Annotated in this window: 20 protein-coding genes and 1 tRNA gene; 6 read left to right on the top strand and 15 right to left on the bottom strand. The window is 63.5% G+C overall.

What is annotated here, in order from left to right; genetic code table 11:
- Positions 1 to 17 precede the first annotated feature (17 nt).
- The 3 genes from AC56QX_RS03145 to AC56QX_RS03135 form a co-directional block, all read right to left on the bottom strand.
- Complete coding sequence (locus AC56QX_RS03145) at positions 18 to 995, bottom strand: complex I NDUFA9 subunit family protein (protein ID WP_497113668.1); 978 nt, start codon at positions 993 to 995, stop codon at positions 18 to 20.
- A gap of 111 nt (positions 996 to 1,106) precedes the next feature.
- Entirely contained in the window at positions 1,107 to 1,559 is a 453-nt protein-coding gene (locus AC56QX_RS03140) for a DoxX family protein (protein ID WP_497113667.1), read from the bottom strand.
- 384 nt (positions 1,560 to 1,943) lie between these two features.
- Entirely contained in the window at positions 1,944 to 2,900 is a 957-nt protein-coding gene (locus AC56QX_RS03135; RefSeq protein ID WP_497113666.1) for a GlxA family transcriptional regulator, read from the bottom strand.
- Between the two features lie 88 nt (positions 2,901 to 2,988).
- On the opposite strand from AC56QX_RS03135, the gene AC56QX_RS03130 reads away from it, so the two are divergent.
- Complete coding sequence (locus tag AC56QX_RS03130) at positions 2,989 to 4,134, top strand: DJ-1/PfpI family protein (RefSeq protein ID WP_497113665.1); 1,146 nt, start codon at positions 2,989 to 2,991, stop codon at positions 4,132 to 4,134.
- Positions 4,135 to 4,185: 51 nt separating this feature from the next.
- Here the strand turns inward: AC56QX_RS03130 and AC56QX_RS03125 are convergent, their stop codons facing one another.
- The 5 genes from AC56QX_RS03125 to AC56QX_RS03105 form a co-directional block, all read right to left on the bottom strand.
- Positions 4,186 to 5,187 (bottom strand): Ldh family oxidoreductase, encoded by a 1,002-nt coding sequence (locus tag AC56QX_RS03125; RefSeq protein WP_497117668.1) that lies wholly within the window; start codon positions 5,185 to 5,187, stop codon positions 4,186 to 4,188.
- A 161-nt stretch (positions 5,188 to 5,348) separates the two neighbouring features.
- The gene (locus AC56QX_RS03120) at positions 5,349 to 6,158 is read right to left on the bottom strand and encodes an ABC transporter permease (RefSeq protein ID WP_497113664.1); all 810 of its coding nucleotides are present in this window, start codon (positions 6,156 to 6,158) and stop codon (positions 5,349 to 5,351) included.
- Positions 6,158 to 6,871: an ABC transporter permease gene (locus AC56QX_RS03115; protein WP_497117666.1), complete on the bottom strand. Its 714-nt coding sequence runs from the start codon at positions 6,869 to 6,871 to the stop codon at positions 6,158 to 6,160. Before AC56QX_RS03115 ends, AC56QX_RS03120 begins: the two co-directional genes overlap by 1 nt.
- A 161-nt stretch (positions 6,872 to 7,032) precedes the next feature.
- Positions 7,033 to 7,833 carry a transporter substrate-binding domain-containing protein gene (locus tag AC56QX_RS03110; RefSeq protein WP_497113663.1) on the bottom strand — a complete coding sequence of 267 codons (801 nt, stop codon included), beginning with the start codon at positions 7,831 to 7,833 and terminating at the stop codon, positions 7,033 to 7,035.
- Between the two features lie 55 nt (positions 7,834 to 7,888).
- Positions 7,889 to 8,704 (bottom strand): ABC transporter ATP-binding protein, encoded by an 816-nt coding sequence (locus AC56QX_RS03105; protein WP_497113662.1) that lies wholly within the window; start codon positions 8,702 to 8,704, stop codon positions 7,889 to 7,891.
- 217 nt (positions 8,705 to 8,921) lie between these two features.
- Between AC56QX_RS03105 and AC56QX_RS03100 the strand changes: the two genes are divergently transcribed.
- The 3 genes from AC56QX_RS03100 to AC56QX_RS03090 all read left to right on the top strand — a co-directional run bounded on the left by AC56QX_RS03100 (position 8,922) and on the right by AC56QX_RS03090 (position 12,313).
- Positions 8,922 to 9,770, top strand: a complete 849-nt coding sequence (locus tag AC56QX_RS03100) for a dimethylarginine dimethylaminohydrolase family protein (protein WP_497117664.1) — start codon at positions 8,922 to 8,924, stop codon at positions 9,768 to 9,770.
- Positions 9,767 to 11,368 carry a 5-guanidino-2-oxopentanoate decarboxylase gene (locus AC56QX_RS03095; RefSeq protein ID WP_497113661.1) on the top strand — a complete coding sequence of 534 codons (1,602 nt, stop codon included), beginning with the start codon at positions 9,767 to 9,769 and terminating at the stop codon, positions 11,366 to 11,368. Before AC56QX_RS03100 ends, AC56QX_RS03095 begins: the two co-directional genes overlap by 4 nt.
- A gap of 237 nt (positions 11,369 to 11,605) precedes the next feature.
- Positions 11,606 to 12,313, top strand: coding sequence for an SDR family NAD(P)-dependent oxidoreductase (locus AC56QX_RS03090; RefSeq protein ID WP_497113660.1), 708 nt, complete (start codon positions 11,606 to 11,608; stop codon positions 12,311 to 12,313).
- 195 nt (positions 12,314 to 12,508) lie between these two features.
- Here AC56QX_RS03090 and rpsA read toward each other — a convergent pair whose 3' ends face one another.
- From rpsA to aroA, 4 genes are all read right to left on the bottom strand, one after another.
- Positions 12,509 to 14,206, bottom strand: coding sequence for a 30S ribosomal protein S1 (rpsA, locus tag AC56QX_RS03085; RefSeq protein ID WP_027040545.1), 1,698 nt, complete (start codon positions 14,204 to 14,206; stop codon positions 12,509 to 12,511).
- Between the two features lie 209 nt (positions 14,207 to 14,415).
- A complete protein-coding gene (gene cmk, locus AC56QX_RS03080; RefSeq protein ID WP_497113659.1) occupies positions 14,416 to 15,066 on the bottom strand; it encodes a (d)CMP kinase in 651 nt (216 codons plus the stop codon).
- A 72-nt stretch (positions 15,067 to 15,138) separates the two neighbouring features.
- Positions 15,139 to 15,375, bottom strand: a complete 237-nt coding sequence (locus AC56QX_RS03075) for a DUF6881 domain-containing protein (RefSeq protein WP_497113658.1) — start codon at positions 15,373 to 15,375, stop codon at positions 15,139 to 15,141.
- Complete coding sequence (gene aroA, locus AC56QX_RS03070; RefSeq protein WP_497113657.1) at positions 15,372 to 16,730, bottom strand: 3-phosphoshikimate 1-carboxyvinyltransferase; 1,359 nt, start codon at positions 16,728 to 16,730, stop codon at positions 15,372 to 15,374. Before aroA ends, AC56QX_RS03075 begins: the two co-directional genes overlap by 4 nt.
- A gap of 207 nt (positions 16,731 to 16,937) precedes the next feature.
- On the opposite strand from aroA, the gene AC56QX_RS03065 reads away from it, so the two are divergent.
- Both AC56QX_RS03065 and AC56QX_RS03060 read left to right on the top strand, forming a co-directional pair.
- Complete coding sequence (locus AC56QX_RS03065; RefSeq protein WP_497113656.1) at positions 16,938 to 17,324, top strand: TIGR02300 family protein; 387 nt, start codon at positions 16,938 to 16,940, stop codon at positions 17,322 to 17,324.
- 172 nt (positions 17,325 to 17,496) lie between these two features.
- Positions 17,497 to 17,572: transfer RNA gene (locus tag AC56QX_RS03060), tRNA-Ala, on the top strand.
- 526 nt (positions 17,573 to 18,098) lie between these two features.
- Here the strand turns inward: AC56QX_RS03060 and AC56QX_RS03055 are convergent.
- From AC56QX_RS03055 to AC56QX_RS03045, 3 genes are read right to left on the bottom strand one after another with little or no spacing between them, the layout of a single operon-like run.
- A complete protein-coding gene (locus AC56QX_RS03055) occupies positions 18,099 to 18,302 on the bottom strand; it encodes a hypothetical protein (RefSeq protein WP_497113655.1) in 204 nt (67 codons plus the stop codon).
- 11 nt (positions 18,303 to 18,313) lie between these two features.
- Complete coding sequence (dgoD, locus tag AC56QX_RS03050) at positions 18,314 to 19,462, bottom strand: galactonate dehydratase (RefSeq protein ID WP_497113654.1); 1,149 nt, start codon at positions 19,460 to 19,462, stop codon at positions 18,314 to 18,316.
- Between the two features lie 7 nt (positions 19,463 to 19,469).
- Entirely contained in the window at positions 19,470 to 20,159 is a 690-nt protein-coding gene (locus tag AC56QX_RS03045; protein ID WP_497117662.1) for a FadR/GntR family transcriptional regulator, read from the bottom strand.
- Between the last annotated feature and the right edge of the window lie 123 nt (positions 20,160 to 20,282).

Here is a 20,282-nt window from a genome sequence, read left to right as displayed (position 1 = left end):
CGAGCGTTTGTAGTGGATCAAGCCGCAGGCTTGCGCTGCTGGAACTGGCCGGCGGCGCGGAAGCGCCAGAGGTAGCTCGGCAGGATCGTCGCGATCGATTGCGGCTGGATGCCCAGCCCGGCGAGCGTCCGGTTGGCCTTGGTGGCGGCCTCCGAAACGATGTTGTGCTCGCGTAGCTGCATCACCTGGTCCTTGGTCAGCAGCGGATTGGGCAACAGGCCGAGGATCGAGGCCTGGATGTTGGCCACCCACCACGGCACCGGCACCAGCAGACGCTTGCGCTCGATGACAGTGAGCAGTTCCTCCATGCACTCCTTGAAGGTGAGCACGTTGGGGCCGCCAAGCTCGTAGGTCTGGCCGCCACCGATCTTGCCGTCGACCGATCGCGCCACCGCTTCGGCGACGTCGCCGACATAGACCGGCTGGAACTTGGTCTGGCCGCCGCCGATCAGCGGCAGCACCGGCGAATAGCGCGCCATGTTGGCGAAGCGGTTGAAGAAGCCGTCTTCGGGTCCGAAATTGATCGACGGCCGGAAGATCACCGCGTCGGCGATCGTCTCCAGCACGGCCTTCTCGCCAAGCGCCTTGGTGCGGGCGTAATCCGATTCGGAGTCCGCATCGGCACCTAGTGCCGAAATATGGGTGAGCCCGGCACCGACCGAACGCGCGGCCTCGGCAACAGCGCGGGCGCCGAATTCGTGAACGGTGTTGAATTTCTGCCGGCCGGTCTCATGCAGGATGGCAACGAGGTTGACGACATGGTCGGCGCCTTGCACGGCCCGGTCGACCGACCAGCGCACGCGCACATTGGCCTGCACCGGCTGGATCTGGCCGACATTGCCGAGCGGCTGCAAATGGCCGGCAAGATCGGGCCGCCGGCAGGCGACCCGGATGCGGTAGCCGCGCTTGGCCAGCGCGCGCACGACATGACGGCCGACAAAGCCTGACCCGCCAAAGACGACGACGAGCTTTGGGGTCTGCAAGATTTCGGTCATGGCTGGCTCCGGCGCACGTTCCAGATGGCTTGGCTGAAGCCGTTTCATAGTCGGTTTTGCGCCAAAGGCAAAGGGTGACGCGTCGTCGCTGCCACCCCTCTCGAAAGCTTGTTAGAATGCCTTGCCGATGCGGGCGTCGACCGAGTGCCGGTTGCCGCCGCGAATGACGAAGAAGAGCAGGATCGCCGCCCACAAAAGCGACTTTTCAGCGCCCGAAAAGCCCTGGCCCATCGTCACCCAATGGAACCAGACCGTCACCAGCAGCACGAACAGGCCGGCAAAAGCGGCCGGGCGCGTCAAAAACCCGATGGCGATCAGGATGCCGCCGAAAAACTCAGTGCAGGCCAGCAGCAGCGACCAGAAGGCGCCGGGATAGAAGCCGAGGCCTTCGACCATTTCGGCGGCGCCGAAAGGATTGGTGATCTTCTGCGAGCCATGGACGGTGAGCAACGCGCCGGCGACGACGCGCAGCACAGTTTCGCCGGCATCGTGCAGCGACGAATACAGGCGGCCAAGCGCCGGAATGATCAGTCTGCCGCGGGAAGCGTCGGTGGTTACGGACATCGTAGCTCCTGTTTGTGTGAACATTCCTGCAAACGCCCGATGGTTCCCATCAAGTCAAGTTAACAAAAGTTAACTATCATAATCATGTTTATCGTATGCGCGGGACGAAACGCAGAAAACCCCGCCGAAGCGGGGTTTTCCGGGTGAAGATCATGTCGAAACCAGGGTCCAACGAGGCGGCCTGACCTGAGACGGTATCAGCGTGGCGTGAGACGCCCGCCCCAGCCCTGGACGCATCCGACAGAAGACACCGACCGGGCAAACCCGACCCGGACAGCTATTCGTCGTCGTGACGCGCGGGAAGGTTCACCGAGGCGCGAAAAAAATCGCATCGTTGGACCATTGGTGCTGGATGCTGGATCGAGGTGATTGCGTTGGACGAACTCACCGGCCATCGTAGCGGGAAACGGCACCCGTGCGTCTGAGTGCCTGCGGTGGCTGGCCGAAGCTTCTCAGGAAAGCCCGGCGCATGCGCCCGGCGTCACCGAAGCCGCTGTCCTCCGCGATGCGATCTAGCGACGCGTTGCCGGTCTCCACCGCAATCCGCGCGGTCTCCAGGCGAAGCCGTTCAACGGCCTTGGCCGGCGTGGTGCCGGTCTCTGCCAGGAAGGCGCGCGCAAAATGCCGCGGGCTCATGGCGGCGCGATCGGCAAGGCGCTCCACGGTCAATGGTTGCGCCAGTGCGGTGCGCATCCATTCGATCAGCTCGACAAAGCGGCCGGTCCGTCCGCCGAGTTCGACAAGCGCGGAGAATTGCGACTGGCCTCCCGGGCGGCGTTGATGAACGACAAGCTGCTGTGCAACCCGACGCGCTACGGTCGGACCAAGATCATCTTCGATGAGTGCCAGCACCAGGTCGATGCCGGCCGAAATTCCAGCCGAGGTCCAAGTGCTGCCGTCCCTGATGAAGATGCGCTCCGCATCGACTTTCACCTTCGGATAGCGGCGCGCGAAGTCGTGCGTGCTCCACCAATGGGTTGTGGCTCGCCTACCATCGAGAAGTCCCGCCTCTGCCAGCAGATACGCGCCTGTGCACACGCTCGCCGTTCGCGGCACGCCCGCACGCTGGAGCCAGGTGACGATCTCCTGCGCCGCAGCCATCGAGCGAATGATTTCGCCGCCGGAGATGATTGCCGTGTCCAGCTGCTCATCCATCGACAAGGACCGGGCTGTAAGCCGCATACCGGACGAACTCTCGATCTCGCCGCCACCGGGCGCCAGCATTTCGAGCGTGTAGCTTCCGGGGCTGAAATGTTCCGCCAGCTCAAAGACCGCCGCCGGGCCAGCCGCATCCAACAATTGGAAGCCGGGGTGAATGATGATTCCGACCTTACGGCTCATGACCGTTTTTGCCCGATATATGTCATTTCAGACAAGTCTTAGTGGAGCTAGGTTGATGGTCAAGCGCCTTAATCTGGAGGACTGAGCCATGAATTTGCGTATCACGCTGTGGAGTGGTCTGAGCGTCGTGCTGATCCTCCTCGCGGTGGGTGGCGCATGGCTGCTGTCGCTGCCGGCGGGAGCCCTGGTCGCCGCTCAGCCGGCAATCGATGCCAAGGAGGCTGAGGCAACGCTCGCGGCATTGAAGCCGCCGAAGCGCCAGCGCCCCTTGATCGCGATCATCGGCATTAATGACGGCACCGAAACCACCGATTATCTCATGCCTTACGGCATCTTGCGGCGCGCCGATGTCGCCGATGTCGTAGCGCTCGCAACGCAGCCTGGACCGATGAAATTGCATCCGGCTTTGCAGGTTGAGCCCGATGCGACGACGGCAGCGTTCGACGCCGTGCACCCCGACGGCGCCGACTACGTCATCGTTCCGGCCATGATGCGCGACGATGACGCCGGCGTGCTGAAATGGATCAGAAGCCAGGCGACCAAGGGCGCTACGGTGATCGGCATCTGCGCCGGTGCCAAGGTGGTCGGCGCCAGCGGGCTGCTTGACCGCAAGCGGGCGACGACACATTGGTATTCCCTCAGCGAGCTCAGTGAAAAACATCCGACGATCCGCTATGTCGCCGACCGCCGCTTCGTCGTCGATCGGAGTGTTGCAACGACCACCGGGATCACCGCCTCGATGCCGATGATGCTGACCCTGATCGAGGCTATTGCCGGCCGGGACAAGGCCGAAGCCGTCAGTCGTGATCTGGGCCTGGCACAATGGGATGCGCGACATGACAGCAGCGCCTTCAAGTTCACCCGCTCCTTCGCACTGACGGCGATCGGCAACACGCTCGCTTTCCTGGATCACGAACAGCTCGGTATCCGGCTGACACCAGGCATGGATGAAGTGTCGCTGGCACTGGTCGCTGACGCCTGGTCACGGACCTATCGCTCCGGTGCGGTCACATTCGCGGGCAGGGAAGGCTCAGTCGTCAGCGGCGACGGGCTCCGTATCTTGCCTGATCAGATCGCCACCGACTGGCCGGCGCAGCGGCTGGTGCCGGTCATGGTCGACCCGCGGCCGGCGAAGGCGCTGGACCAGGCTCTTCAAGATATTTCAGCTCGCTATGGCGCGCGCACCACCGATTTCGTGGCCATGCAGCTCGAATATCCGCGGACTGGCCGGTGAACGGCACTGTCGCAAAGGCACAGCACCGCCCGGGTGTCCGTTCGCTGGAATTCAGGCCGAATAGCGCTCGGCAAATTCGGAAATACGCTGCACCACCGCCTTGGGCGCGGTGATGCCGCGTGCCTGCGCCTTCTCGGCGGCTTCGGCCCGAGCCCGGCCCGGCACGTGCACGCCGTAGCGGCGGCGCAGGCGATCGAGCTGGTCCTTCATCCGCTGTTCGAAATCCGGATCGAGCAGCTTGGGCTCGACGGCAAGCACGAACAGGCCGGTTCCGGGGCTGTCGGGGCCGCCGCTGAACCAGGGCGCGTCGAGCGACCATTTGGCACCCGACAGGCCGGCCGCCAGCACTTCGACCATCAGTGCGATGTTGGCGCCGCGCTGGCCGCCGAAGGCAAGCATGGCGCCCTTCATGGCGGCCGCCGGATCGGTGGTCGGGTTGCCGCTGGCGTCCAGCGCCCAGCCTTCGGGGATTTTCTTGCCGTCCTCGGCCGCCTTGCGGATGTTGACGAAGGCGGTGGCACTCGACGACTGATCGATGACCAGCGGCGCGCCGTCGGCGGCAGGCGCGGCAAACGACATCGGGTTGGTGCAATAAACCGGCTTGACCGAGCCCGAGCCAGCCAGCACGGCCGGACCGTTGGTCGCGGCGAACGACACCAGCCCCTGTGCCGCCAGCCTGCCGGTGAAATAGCCGAGCGCGCCGCACGTATAGGCATTCTTCTGCGAGAAGATGGCGACGCCGAACAGCTTTGCCGCCTTGGCAAGGTCGTCGATCGTCCGGTCGAAGCCGGTATGTGCCAGGCCGCCGCGTGCGTCGGAGAGATAGACGGCCAGCGCCGGCCTTGTGATCACCGGATCGGCATTGCCGTCGATGCGCCCGGCATCCAGCGCTTCGAGATAATCGATGAAATGCGACAGCCCGACGGTCGAAAGCCCTTCCGCCTCGGCTGCTATGATCGAGGCGGTCAGCGATTGCGCCGCTTCCTCATTGGCGCCGGCGCCGAGTGCCGCCATCCGGCAAAGTCCTTTTGCCTGGTCGAGACTGAGTTGCATCATGGCCGTCCTGCGATTGCTGTAATTGGTTGGTTGGGTCTAACAGCACATGAGGCGGCGTTTGTGTTGAAAATCGTCCGCGACTGCAAGAAAAACGGCGGACACGTCCGCTGTTGCAAGTCCACGGTACGGGCTTAGCGGCTCCAGGGCAATTCCAGGCCCTAGCCGATCTTGTTCGGGATCCGCGCCTCGATCCTGCTGAAGGCGAAGACCAGGATGCCGGTGATCGTCATGTAGATCAGCGCCAGCAGCAGCAAGGGTTCGTATGTGAGGTAGGTGTCCTGCCGCACCTTGGACGAGACGGCGAAGATGTCGATGACACTGATGGTCGCCACCAGCGGCGTCGACTTCAGCTGCAAGACGGTTTCGCCGGTCAGTGTCGGCAGCGCCCGGTAGATGGCTTGCGGCAGCCAGATGCGCCGGAATGCCTTCCAGCGGCTCATGCCGAACGCGCGCGCGGCCTCGAGTTGCCCTTTTGGCACGCCGGCAAAGGCGCCGCGCATCACCTCGCCCTCGTAACCGGCGAAGGACAGAGTGAGTGCCAGCACGCCATAAGGCCAGGCTTGCCTGAGATACGGCCACATCCAGGACTCGCGTATCCACGGATATTGCGGAAACAAGGAGCCCAGGCCGTAGTAAAGCAGCCACAACTGGATCAGCAGGGGTGTTCCCCGGATGACGGTACAGAAGACCTTGGCGGGTGCTGCGAACCAGAACGAGCCGGTCGCCTGCGCCAACCCCAAGGGCACGGCGAGCAGGAAGCCCAGCACGCAGGTGACGGCCAGGATCCATAGTGAGCGCCAGATGCCGAGCAGACCCATCTCGTAATATTGCGGCAGCCAGTCCCAACGCATGAAGAATATGGCGCCCAGAAACAGCCCTAGCGCGATCAGGATCAGCACGATGCGGTGCGGCTGCAGCCACAGCGACGTTCGCGCGACAACGTTGATGATGGCTGCCTCGTTGGCCATCAGCGCGCTTCCTTGAGCGAAGGCATGCCGCGCCGCGACCAGGCCTCGACACGGCCGATGAGGAAGTTGGAAAGCAGCGAAAGCAGCAGGTACAGCACACCCGCGGCGAAGAAGAAGGTGAAATAGGCTTTGGTCACACCCGCGGCCTGCCGTGTTGCCAGCGCCAGTTCATAGAAACCGACGACTGCCAGCAGGGCGGTGTCCTTGGTGGCGATCAGCCAGAGATTGGCAAGGCCCGGTATGGCAAACGGCAGCATGGCCGGCAGAGTTATGCGCCGCAGCATCAGGCCGGGGGACATGCCATAGGCACGGGCGGCTTCGATCTGGCCCTGCGGGATGGCCAGGATCGCGCCGCGTATGACTTCTGTCGAATAGGCGCCCTGGACGAAACCGAGCACGGCAATGCCGGCGGCAAGGCCGCTGATGTCGATACGCGGATAGCCCATTGCCGCCAGCGCCTGGTTGATCAGGTCGGTTCCGGCATAATAGAGCAGCAGGATCAGGACCAGTTCGGGGACGGCGCGCACGATGGTTGTGTAGACGGCCAGCAGATCGCGCACCACCGGGCCGCCATAGAGCTTGCCATAGGCGCCGCCGGTACCGATCAGGAGACCAAGGCAGGTCGCGCCGAGCGCAATTTCGATCGAGTGGAGCAGCCCGAGCAGCAGCGTTCCGCCCCAACCCGGCGGATAGGGCGAGAGAAGGTCGATGATGCCGGCCGCCGAGGCCGAAAGGAATGCGTCGATCAGCTTTGCCCCCGGATTGCTGGCGTCAGCCGCTGGCCATTTTCGTCAGCGAAAATGTGCGTGGAAAGGTTCAGGCGAAACCGCACGGCGCATGATGCGCCGCGCGGTCACAAGCCAAGGCTTGCCGATCAGTTCGACTGCGCGCCGCCGCCGCCGTAAATGTCGAAATCGAAGTATTTCTTCGAGATCTCGTCATATTTGCCGTTGGACCGGATGGCCTTGATGCCGGCGTTGATCTTTGCCTTCAGGTCGGTGTCTTCCTTGCGCACGCCGGCGCCGACACCCGGTCCAAGCACCTCGTCGTCCGGAGCCACCATGCCCTTCAGGTCGCAGCAGGCCTTGCCCTGGTCGGACTTGAGGAATTCGCCAAGCGCGATGGAGTCGGCCTGCACCGCGTCGAGGCGGCCGGCGGCAAGATCGTTGTTGGCTTCGTCCTGGGTCTGGTATTCCTTGATCTCGGAAGCCGTGGCGCCGAAGTGCTTCTTGGCGTAGACGGCGTGCACGGTCGACACCTGGACGCCGATGACCTTGCCCTTGAGGTCGTCGGGCCCGGGGCCGAATTTCTGGTCCTTCGGTCCGATGATCGCCGTCGGCGTGTTGTAATATTTGTCCGAGAAGTCGATCGTCTTCTCGCGTTCGGCAGTGATCGACATCGACGAGACGATGAGGTCGATCTTCTTGGTGGTCAGCGCCGGGATGATGCCGTCCCAGGCAACAGGCGTGATGACGCAGTCGAGTTTCTCCTCGGCGCACATGGCATCGATGAACTCGATTTCCCAGCCGACCCATTTGCCCGACGCGTCCGGCGAGGTGAAGGGCGGATAGGGTTCGGCCGCGACGCCGATCTTGACCGGATCGGCCTTGGCCACGCCCATGGCGGCGACGCCGAGCAGCAGCGCTGCGGCGAATGTCTTCAGAACAGTCTTCATTTCACGACTCCCAGTTTGTTGTTGGTTCCCGGTTCTCTTCCGTCCCGGCCTGTCCCTAGCCGATGTTGCGGATGAACTGCTTCAGCCTTTCGGATTTCGGCGCGCCGAAGATCTGCTCCGGCGGGCCCTCTTCCTCGACCAGCCCGTTATAGAGATAGACGACGTGGGTCGCGACCTCGCGGGCGAACTTCATTTCATGGGTGACCAGCACCATGGTGCGGCCCTCGCGCGCCAGATCACCGATCACCTTCAGCACCTCGCCGACCAGTTCCGGGTCGAGCGCCGAGGTCGGCTCGTCGAACAGCATGACGCGCGGATTGATGGCCAAGGCGCGTGCGATCGCGGCGCGCTGCTGCTGGCCGCCCGACAGATAGGCGGGATAGACGTCGCGCTTTTCGGCAAGCCCGACGCGCAGCAGCAGCTTTTCGGCTTCGCTGATCGCCACCTCGCGCTTGACGCCAAGCACATGCACCGGAACCTCGATGACGTTTTCGATCAGCGTCATATGGCTCCAGAGGTTGAAATTCTGGAACACCATGCCGAGCTTGGAGCGGATGCGCTCGATTTGCCTGCGGTCGGCGGGAATGGTGTGGCCGTGGCTATCGGCCTTCAGCTTGATCTCTTCGCCGTTGACGCGGATAATGCCGCTGGTCGGGTTTTCCAGGCAGTTGATGCAGCGCAGCAGCGTCGATTTGCCCGAGCCCGAGCCGCCGATGATGGCGATCACCTCGCCGTCGCGCGCCGACAGCGACACGCCCTTCAGCACATGCAGTTGGCCGAACTTCTTGTGCAGGTTTTCGACATGGATGGCTTCGGCGGCGCCGTCCTGCGCCGTGTGTTTCTGGACGGGTGCGGCGCCGTGCGCCATCATCCCTTCGACGCTCCGCGGAGCGGTCGAGCCCATCGCTGCTGGATTGTTTTACCCATTAACCGTCACTGGACAGAGTTCCCATTCTCAAGATGGACCGTTCCACTTGCCTCCGTCAACCGTGCTTTTTTGGACCATTGATCACGGCTTGCTGAGTGGCTATTGGCAGGGGACGGCTTTTCGGGAGAATTTAGTGGGCAAAGCTTACGGGTCGCAGTCGATGGCCGGGCCGCTGCGGCGGGTGCTGATGCGCTCCGCCGCCAGCGCCATGCGTCATGCCAAGGCGGAGGAATGGCACTATGGTCCGGGCTTCGACCCGCAAAAAGCCGACGCCCAGCATGAGCAGCTGACGAAGCTGGTCGCGGCTTCTGGTGCCGAGATCGAATGGCTGACGGATGCCGATGACGGGTTGGCCGATTCGGTCTTCACCCACGACCCGTCGCTTATGACCGATCACGGCGCCATCATCCTGTCCATGGGCAAGGCGTTGCGCCGGCCCGAGCCTGGCCTGCACGAGGCCGCGTACAAGCGCACCGGCATTCCGATCCTTGGCCGTATCGAGCATCCCGGCCAGGTCGAAGGCGGAGACTGCGTCTGGGTCGATGCAAACACCCTTGCTGTGGGCCGTGGCGTGCGCACCAACCAGGACGGCATACAGCAGCTCGCCAACCTCCTCTCGCCCAAGGGCATACAGGTCTATGGCTTCGACCTGCCGCTCTGGCATGGCGAGGAAGCCTGCCTGCACCTGATGTCGGTGATCAGCCCGCTCGCCGACGATCTGGCTTTGGTCTATTCGCCGCTGCTGCCCGCCGCCTTCTACCAGCTGCTGCGTGCGCGCGGGATCAAGCTGGTCGAGGGCGATGCTGAGGAATTCGCTGCCTCCAACGGACTGAGCCTCAACGTACTGCCGACCGCGCCCTATCAGGTGATTGCCGTCGCTGGCTTTCCCAAGACTGCGGCTGCAATGGAGGCGGCCGGCTGCACGGTCGCCACCTTCGAGGCCGACGCGTTGTGTATCGCCTGCGAGGGCGGCCCGACCTGCCTGACACGCCCGGTGCTGCGCCAATGACCACTGTGACAACACTTGGGCCAACCATCGGCGAAGCCCTCATCACGCTGCTCGAAGCCCATGGCGTCGACACCGTCTTCGGCATTCCGGGCGTGCACACTGTCGAGCTTTACCGTGGTCTGGCGCGCTCGAAAATCCGCCATGTTACGCCGCGCCACGAACAGGGCGCCGGCTTCATGGCCGACGGTTATGCCCGCGCCAGCGGCAAGCCCGGCGTCGCCTTCGTCATCACCGGGCCGGGGCTGACCAACACCATCACCGCCATGGGCCAGGCGCGCGCCGATTCGGTGCCGATGCTGGTGATATCGGGCGTCAACGCCATGCCGACGCTGGGCAAGGGGCTGGGCTTCCTGCACGAGCTGCCGGATCAGCGCGGCATGATGGAGAAGGTGGCGCTGTTGTCGCAGCGCGTCACCGAGGCCAGCGAATTGCCTGGCGCATTGGCACAGGCCTTCGCCTTGTTTTCATCCTCGCGGCCCGGCCCGATGCATATCGAGATCCCGACCGATGTCATGGTCAAGCCGGCTGATGGCATCGTTGCGCTGCTGAACAATGCGGCACCGCCGGCGCCGGACGGCGCGGCAATTGCCGGCGCCGCCAAACTCATCGCCACTGCCCTCCGGCCGCTGATCCTGGCCGGCGGCGGAGCTAAGCGTGCCGAATCGTCCTTGCGGCGCCTGGCCGAGAGATTGGGCGCGCCGGTCGTCGAGACCACCAATGCGCGCGGCCTGCTGCACCGCCACCCGCTCTGCGTGCCGGCAAGTCCCAGCCTGAAGGCGGTTCGCGCGCTGATGGCCGAGGCCGATCTGGTGATTGCCGCCGGCACCGAATTCGGCCCGACCGACTATGACGGCTATGGCGACGGTGGCTTTGTGCTGCCTTCCAACCTGATCCGCATCGACATCGGCGCCGACCAGATCGTGCGCCGCCCGGTGACCGTTGGCATCCAGGCCGACTGCGCCGAGGCAATCGAATCCCTGCTCGCCGCCATCGGCTCCGCTCATGTGGCCGCGCCAGACGGCGAGGCGCGCGCCGCTGCAGCACGCAAGGCGGCGGTCGCCGAGCTGAGCCCGGCCTATCTGGCACAGGTGCATGCCGTGGAAATGATCCGCGACACGCTGCCGGGCGCGATCATCGTCGGCGACTCGACGCAGCCGATCTACGCCGCCAACCTCTACTACGATCACGACCGGCCGGCCGGCTGGTTCAACGCCGCCACCGGCTTCGGTGCGCTTGGCTATGGCCCGCCGGCGGCGATCGGCGCCGCCCTTGCCATGCCCGACGTGCCGGTCGTCTGCCTGACCGGCGACGGCGGCTTCCAGTTCACATTGCCGGAACTGGGTGTCGCACTTGATTCCGACGCACCGGTCATTTTCGTGGTCTGGAACAACAGGGGCTATCGCGAGATCGAAACCTCGATGCTCGATGTCGGCGTCGAACCTGTCGGGGTCTCGCCGGCGCCGCCGGATTTCTGCAAGCTGGCCGAAGCCTATGGCATTGGCGCTGAACGGCTGGCCGATATCGGCGCCTTGCCACAGGCGCTGAAGCGCGCCCGGGCAACCGGATTGCCCTGCGTCATCGAAATCACGGTCGATTGAAGCCTTCAGGCCGGCGTTGATTTTCCAACCGCATCGGACCTTTTGCCGGCTCGGCTGTTGTACCGCAACAGCGCATGGCTGGCGGCATTGCCACTATATGCGTCCCGACGCATGCAAAGACGTGACGGCTGCCATGTCGAGATATCAGTTGAGTGATCGCCCGAAAGGCGCGACGCTTCGCGTCGGCGCGGCGCAACAAGCGACAAAATCATAAAAATACGACAGGAGCGGTCCAGGATGACGGAAATACTTCAAGGCAGGCATATCGTTGTGACCGGTGGAACCGGCGCGCTCGGCGGTGCGGTGGTTGGCCGGCTGCTGGAACAGGGCGCGATCTGCCACGTGCCGAACGCGCACGCCGCGGCACCCCAGCATTTTCCTTTCACCGCGCATGAGAACGTCAAGCTGGCGCACAATGTCGACCTGTCGGACTCCGCCAAGGTTGAAGGCTTCTATGCTCAGGTTCCCGCCTTGTGGGGATCGATCCATCTCGCCGGCGGTTTTGCCATGGCGCCGGTGGAAAAGATCGAATCGGCATCCTTCGCCGAGATGATGGATACCAATGCCCGCACCACCTTCCTGTGCAGCCGCGCGGCGATCCGCTCGATGCTGGCGTCGGGCACATCAGGCCGCATCGTCAATGTCACCGCGCGCGCCGGGCTCGACCCCAGGCGCGGCGCCGGCATGGTCGCCTACACGGCCAGCAAGGCGGCGGTGGCGGCCATGACGGTGGCGATGGCCGAAGAGCTCAAGGCCAAGGGCATCCTGGTCAATGCCGTGGCCCCGTCGACGCTCGACACCCCGGCAAACCGCGCCGACATGCCGGATGCCGATTTCACCAAATGGGTCAGCCTCGAAGCGGCGGCCGAGGCCATCGCCTATCTCGCCTCGCCCGCCAACCAGGCGGTGAGCGGAACGCTGGTGCCGCTCTACGGCCGGGCCTGAGTCATAGGCGCAATTCTTCAGTTTCAGAACTAGGGCAATTCCGGGAAAAGTGTGAAACGGTTTTCCGTCCGGAATTGTGTCAAAACAAACAGTTAGAGCAGTTCGCGGTTTTCCGTGAAACGGTAAACTGCTCTAGCCAAAGAAAAACCCCGCCGGATCGCTCCGGCGGGGTTTTGTTTAGAGCTTGCGAAGGACTTAGCTGCCCTGCTTCTTCAGCGCGGCACCCAGGATATCGCCCAGCGAAGCGCCGGAGTCGGTCGAGCCGTACTGAGCGACGGCTTCCTTCTCTTCGGCGATTTCCAGCGCCTTGATCGAGACCTGCAGCTTGCGGGTCTTCTTGTCGAAGGCGATGACGCGGGCATCGACCTTTTGGCCGACGGTGAAGCGCTCGGGGCGCTGCTCGTCGCGGTCACGGCTGAGGTCGGAGCGCTTGATGAAGGTCTCGATGCCGCTGTCGACCAGCCGCACTTCCAGACCACCATCCTTAACGCCGATGACTTCACAGGTGACGACGGCGTTCTTGCGCAGTTCGCCGCTGTTGGCTGCTTCGCCGACCGTATCCTTGGCCAGCTGTTTGATGCCGAGCGAGATGCGCTCCTTCTCGATGTCGACGTCGAGCACCTGCGCCTTGACCATGTCGCCGCGATTGTACTCTTCGATGACCTGCTCGCCCGGACGGGTCCAGTCGAGGTCGGAGAGGTGCACCATGCCGTCCACGTCGCCTTCGAGGCCGATGAACAGGCCGAACTCGGTCTTGTTCTTGACCTCGCCCTCGACCTGGCTGCCGACCGGATGGCTGCGCGCGAACGCTTCCCATGGATTCTCAAGCGTCTGCTTGAGGCCGAGCGAGATGCGGCGCTTGGCCGGATCGACCTCGAGCACGACAACGTCGACTTCCTGCGTCGTCGACAGGATCTTGCCGGGATGCACGTTCTTCTTGGTCCACGACATTTCCGAAACGTGGATAAGGCCTTCGATGCCCGGCTCCAGCTCGACGAACGCGCCGTAGTCGGTGATGTTGGTGACGGTACCCTTGATCTTCTTGCCGATCGGGAACTTGGTGCCGATCTCCGACCACGGATCGCTCTCGAGCTGCTTCATGCCGAGCGAGATACGGTGGGTTTCCTGGTTGATGCGGATGATCTGCACCTTGACCGTCTGACCGATGTTGAGGATTTCGGTCGGATGGTTGACGCGGCGCCAGGCCATGTCGGTGACATGCAGCAGGCCGTCGATGCCGCCGAGGTCGACGAACGCACCGTAATCGGTGATGTTCTTGACGACGCCTTCGACAACCTGGCCTTCTTCGAGATTCTGCACGATTTCCGAACGCTGTTCGGCGCGGCTCTCCTCGAGCACGGTGCGGCGCGACACCACGATGTTGCCGCGACGGCGATCCATCTTGAGGATCTCGAAGGGCTGCGGGTTGTGCATCAGCGGGGAGACGTCGCGGATCGGGCGGATATCGACCTGGCTGCGCGGCAGGAAGGCCACGGCGCCGTCGAGGTCGACGGTGAAGCCGCCCTTGACCTGGTTGAAGATGACGCCTTCGACGCGCTCACCCTTGGTGAACTTCTCTTCGAGACGGACCCAGCTCTCTTCGCGGCGGGCCTTTTCACGGGAAAGCATCGCTTCGCCAAGCGCGTTCTCGATGCGCTCGACATAGACTTCGACGGTGTCACCGACCTTGAGGGTGGTGTCCTTGCCCTTGACGCCGAATTCCTTCAGCGGCACGCGGCCTTCGACCTTGAGGCCGACGTCGATGATGGCCATGTCTTTTTCAATGGCGGTGATGATGCCCTTGACGACCTGACCTTCGCCGGAATGGCCGGCGGTAAAAGATTCTTCGAGCAGGCTCGCGAAATCATCGCGAGTGGGATTTGCAGCTGACATATTTTCTCCTGGAGTGCCCCGCATCTCTGAGCGGGACGGGCGCCGTGGGTTAGCGTTGCGTTGGCCTGCCGGCGTTCCGGGCTTTAAAAAGCCCTGGGCCGCTTTCTAAGCGGCAATTCCGGCGCATGAAGAATGCTGGCAGGCTGGTTCGTGCCCGATATGGGTATTTTCTGCGCTTCCGGCAACGGAAACACGGGAGAAAACCCGGATCAGGCCTTGTTTCTCCTGGCCAGCGCGTCGTCGATGATCGCCATGGCCGCTAGAAACGCGGCTTCTATAGCCATTTCGCTGGTATCAAGCAAGTGCGCGTCGGCGGCCGGCTTCAGCGGTGAGTCGGCGCGGCCCATGTCGCGCTCGTCCCGGCGCGCGATATCGGCGAGGATTTCAGCAAAGTTGGCGGTGCCGCCGATGCTTTCGATCTCGGCCAGCCGGCGCCTTGCCCGTACCTCCGCGCTCGCCGTCACATAGAGTTTGATGTCGGCATCGGGGCAGACGACAGTGCCGATGTCGCGCCCGTCCAGCACCGCGCCCGGCGGCGTCTTGGCGAAGTCGCGCTGCTTTTCGACCAGGATGCGCCGCACGGTCGGGTAAACCGCAACCTTCGAGGCGGCCTCGCCGACGGCATGTGCCGACAGCACCGCGCGGTCGAGCCTTGCCAGATCGACCTGGCGCGCGGCGGTCTCGGCCGCCGAGACATTGTCGAGCGGCAGCGCGTGCTGGATGAGCGCATAGGCGACCGCCCGGTAGGTGAGGCCGGTGTCGAGCAGGTTCAGCCGGTAATGGTCGGCAAGCCGCCGGGCCAGCGTGCCCTTTCCGGCACCGGCGGGGCCGTCGATGGCGATGGTGAAGGTTGGGGTCATTCGAAACCTCGATGCAAGTGCCTCACTCCACCGGCGCTCGAAGTCAACCGCCGTGACCTCCAAGGCCTCGAACTAACTATCCGAATTGATCTCTTCGCGATCAGGAAAGCCTTCTACGGAATTTCTGGTTCCCCCGACTTCGATATCCTTCGACCCGTCGGAGGCGGCGCCGCGAATGGCAAAGCCCACGGAGCCATCGGCATAAAACTCTATGGTCCGGTTCTGAAAATTGCCATCGGCGACTTCATACCAGAGATGGGACGGCTCCTCGGGTATGTCATGTTTCCAATGAACGTAAACGTATCTCACTCGATCTCCGCGCCCAGCCCCGTCATCAACCCCATGAACTCCGGAAAGCTCGTCGCGATCATGGCGGCGTCGTCGATAGTCACCGGCTTTTCCGTCGCCAGCCCCATGACCAGAAAACTCATGGCAATGCGATGGTCGAGATGGGTCTGCACGGTCGTGTCCTGGCCGTTCGGATGCCCGCCTAGCCCCTTGCCGCCGGGCTTGCCGCGCACGGCAAGCGACGCTTCGCCCTCGGTGCAATCGACGCCGTTGAGCTTCAGCCCGCTGGCAACGGCCGACAGCCGGTCGGATTCTTTCACGCGCAGTTCTTCCAGCCCCTGCATCAGCGTCTCGCCCTCGGCGAAGCTCGCGGCAACAGCCAGCACCGGGTACTCGTCGATCATCGACGGTGCCCGCTCCGGCGGCACGGTGACGCCCTTGAGCTCGGAATAGCGCACGCGCAGATCGGCGACATCCTCGCCGCCGGCATTGCGCGGGTTCAAGATGTCGATCTGGCCGCCCATTTCCTGCAGCGTCAGCAAAAGTCCGGTGCGGGTCGGGTTCATCAGCACGTTTTCGATGACAATGTCGGAACCCGGCACGATCAGCGCTGCGACCAGCGGGAAGCCCGCCGAGGACGGGTCGCCGGGCACGGCGATCGTCTGGCCGGTCAGCTTGCCCTGGCCTTCGATGAAGATGTGGCGCACGCCACGCTCGTCGGTCTCGACCGACAAATTGGCGCCGAAGCCTTTCAGCATCTTTTCGGTGTGGTCGCGCGTCATCACCGGTTCGATGACGGTGGTGATGCCCGGCGTGTTGAGGCCGGCAAGCAGCACCGCCGATTTCACCTGCGCCGAGGCCATCGGCACGCGGTAGGTGATCGGGGCGGCATGCTTGGGGCCATGCAGGGTGATCGGCATGCGGTCGCCGGGCGTCGCCTTCAGCACCTGCACGCCCATCTGGCGCAGCGGCTCGAGCACGCGGCCCATCGGCCGGCCGGACAGCGAGGCGTCGCCGATGAAGGTGGTTTCCATGTCATAGGTGCCGACGAGCCCCATGGTCAGCCGCGAGCCGGTGCCGGCATTGCCGAAATCGAGCGGGCCTTCCGGCTGCAAGAGTGCGCCGTTCCCGGTGCCGCGGATCACCCACTCGGCGCCGTGCTTCTCGATCTGCGCGCCCATCGCCTTCATGGCGGCAGCCGTGCGCATCACGTCCTCGCCTTCGAGCAGGCCGGTGACGCGGGTTTCGCCGGAGGCCAGTCCGCCGAACATCATCGAGCGGTGTGAGATCGACTTGTCGCCCGGCACGCGTGCCGTGCCGGAAAGGGCTGACGATTTGCGAGCGGTGGCCGGCTTGGCAGCGGCGGCGTGAGACATGGAATTTCCTTGGACGGATGCCGGCGGGCCGGCGCTTTTCATTTGTTGCGGCGGTCTCGTATCACGGCGGGTCGAAATGGTCATCCCCTATGGTCGTCACTTGCCGCGAGGCCTTTCAGGACTTGGGTTTTGTGACGCCGGCTTTTCGCTTTGACAGCGCTGCAAACTGTGGTTAAGGGGACCACTCTTTTATTGACGAGGCTTGCCGTGGCAAAAAACGAACTTGGCACAAAGCGTATCGACCCTGAGACGGGTCGAAAATTCTACGACCTGAACAAGGACCCGATCGTCTCGCCCTACACCGGCAAGACCTATCCGCGTTCCTATTTCGAGGAAGGCAAGATTGCCGCCCTCGAGGAGGAAGAGGAAGTGGCCGAGAAGGAAGTGGACGCCGAGGAAGAGGAAGGCGTTGAGGTCGTCTCGCTCGAAGAGGCCGACGAGGACGTCAAGGGTGACGACTTGCCGGATCTCGGCGATGACGAGGAAGTCGACCTCGGCGACGACGAGGATGACACTTTCCTTGCCGACGAAGAGGAAGAAGACGACGACGTTGCCGACATGATCGGCGTCGGCGACGACGACGATGAGGTCTGATCGACCCGAGGCACAAGCGTTTGCAGGCTTTCTCGGCCTGTGAACAAAAAGCCGGTATTGAAGGCTTGATATTGACGAAGGGCGGGGTTAGAAGCCGCCTGCACTAACGGCGCGGTGTTCCAACCCGCGCTGATCTCTTCGCCGGAAACGGCGCCGGCTGACTGCCGGAAGTGGGGCCATAGCTCAGTTGGGAGAGCGCTTGAATGGCATTCAAGAGGTCGTCGGTTCGATCCCGATTGGCTCCACCAAACAGTCTTCGACATTTGCAACTAGGTCAGCGGGTCCCAGAGGCGGGCTAGGTCGCGTGGCTGGAGCAGTTCGGAGGGTGTGAAACGGTTTTCGGGCCGGAATTGCATCAGCGCACGGTAAACCACCCACTTGCACGGGCTGTGTCGAAACAGACTTTGCTAGGACGGGGGCCTTTTAACGCGGCTCTAAAAGCGGCATAGCCACGGTTATATTCGCTTGTACCTTGGTACTTGAAAAAGTTCGGCATAGAGGAATAAGCTAACGCATTCGGGCACCAAAAATAGGCAGCCATTACATAGCCGATTTCATAGGCCTCCGACTTGGCTTGCGCTTCGGGCGATATAAGCGAGCTGGCAGTAAGTGCCAGTGCCGGAACAAGGCCTCGAATAACGCAGCTGATTCTCACCGATCCCTCCCTTTGCTTTGGATCGAGATCTATTTCCATTGGGAATGCTGGTCAATGTTTGTGCTTTACCCCTAGCTGGAAGCCGCCTGCTCGAATGGCGCGGTGTTCCACCGGCCGGTTCATTTCGTCTCGCTTCCCGACCTATTCCACGGCACGACGCCGGTATCCTGCATGGCCTTGAACGGCGCCCAGCCACCTTCGTAGACATCGTCGAGAACCTTGATGCCTTTCTCGGTACCGAACGGCTTGAAGTAGATGTCGCGTTTGGCGTCCTGGACAGCACCTCCCCAAGCCGTCAGGCGGAAGTCCCGCGCCTGCGCCAAGCCTTGCTGCGCTACCACTCGGCGAAGGAGCCGTCCTTGTGGCGCCAGATCGGGTTGCGCCAGCGGTGGCCTTCCTTGGCCCGCTCCTTGACATACTCCTCGTCGATCTCGACACCCAGGCCTGGACCATCGGGGATGGCGACATAGCCATCCTCGTAGCGAAAGACGTCCTTGTTGGCGGCGTAGTCGAGCAGGTCGTTGGCGGCGTTGTAGTGGATGCCGAGGCTCTGCTCCTGGATGAAGCAATTGTAGCTGACCGCATCGAGCTGCAGGCAGGCGGCGAGCGCGATCGGTCCGAGCGGGCAGTGCGGCGCGACGGCCACGTCATAGGCTTCCGCCATCGCCGCGATCTTGCGGCATTCGGTGATGCCGCCGGCATGCGACAGATCGGGCTGGATGATGTCGACGACGCCTTGCTCGAACACTGACTTGAAGTCCCAGCGGCTGTAGAGCCGTTCGCCGAGCGCGATCGGCGTCGAGCCGAGGGCGGCGATCTCCTTCAGCGCCTCGCGGTTTTCGCTCAGCACCGGCTCCTCGATGAACATCAGCCGGTAGGGTTCGAGCTCCTTGACCAGGATGCGCGCCATCGGCCGGTGCACGCGGCCGTGGAAATCGACGGCGATGCCGATATCGGGACCGACCGCCTCGCGCACCATCGCGACACGCTCGATCGCGGCATCTATTCTGTCGTGGCTGTCGACGATCTGCAGCTCCTCGGTGCCGTTCATCTTGAGCGCCAGGAAGCCTCGCGAAACCACTTCCTTGGCGCCCGCCGCCACTTCCGCCGGCCGGTCGCCGCCGATCCAGGAATAGACCTTGATCGTGTCGCGCAGCTTTCCGCCAAGCAATTCGTGCACGGGCACGCCGAGCGCCTTGCCCTTGATGTCCCACAGCGCCTGGTCGATGCCGGCGATGGCGCTCATCAGGATCGGCCCGCCGCGGTAGAAGCCGCCGCGATGCATCACCGTCCAGTGGTCCTCGATCAGGCGAGGGTCCTTGCCGATGAGATAATCGCCAAGCTCCTTGACCGCTGCCTCGACGGTCAGCGCCCGACCTTCCACCACCGGCTCGCCCCAGCCGGTGACGCCGGCATCGGTCTCGATCTTCAGGAACAGCCAGCGCGGCGGCACGATGTAGGTGGTGAGCGAGATGATTTTCATGCTGGTCTCAGTTGTTCTTGAGTTTCTTGGCGCTGACGAGGTCGCGCGCCGCAAGGTCGAGGATCCGGTTTGCCGCACCTCGCGCCGCCTCGGCGTCGCGCATGCGCAACGCCTCGACCACCTCGCGGTGCGCCGCCACGGCTTCCAAGCGCCGGTCGAGTGAGATCACCGCTGTTGCCTCCAGCGAGAATTTCAGCCCGGTGTCGATCAGATTGCCGATCTGGCGAAAGATCGGGTTGTGGCTCGCGGCATAGACGATCTGGTGAAAAGCGATGTCGCTGCGCGAGAAGGCGGCGAGATCCTCACCGGCACCGGCCATCCCACGCCACGCCGCTTCGAGATTAGCGATCTCCTGCAATGTTGCTCTTGTGGCGGCAAGCTCGGCGACCAGCGGCTCGATGGCGCGGCGCGTTTCGAGGATGGCGTCGAACAGCTTGTCGTCGAGCGCATGCGGCGCGTGCCAGGCCAGCACCTGTGGGTCGATGATGTTCCAGTCGTCCTCATTGCAGACGATGGTGCCGACACGTGGCCGCGACAGCACCAGCCCTTTGGCCGCCAGCACCTTCAGCGCCTCGCGGATGACGGTGCGGCTGACGCCATACTCGACACCGAGTTCGTTTTCGGTCGGCAAGGAGGAGCCGGCCGGGTAGCGGCCGGAAAAGATGTCGGAGGCGATTGCCTTGGTCACATCGGGCATGACGCGCGGGCGGCGGGTGGCCGTGTCGCCTGAAGCCTTCTTAGAAGTTTCGGTCACCTCAGCCCTCCTCCAAGGCGGCGAACCCGCTGATTTCGCACAACCGGCCCGGCCTTACCGGATGCG

Source organism: Mesorhizobium sp. RCAM 06353, from assembly GCF_059683585.1.
The sequence above is the reverse complement of the archived record's forward strand: the minus strand, read 5'-3'. Positions and strand labels throughout refer to the sequence as shown.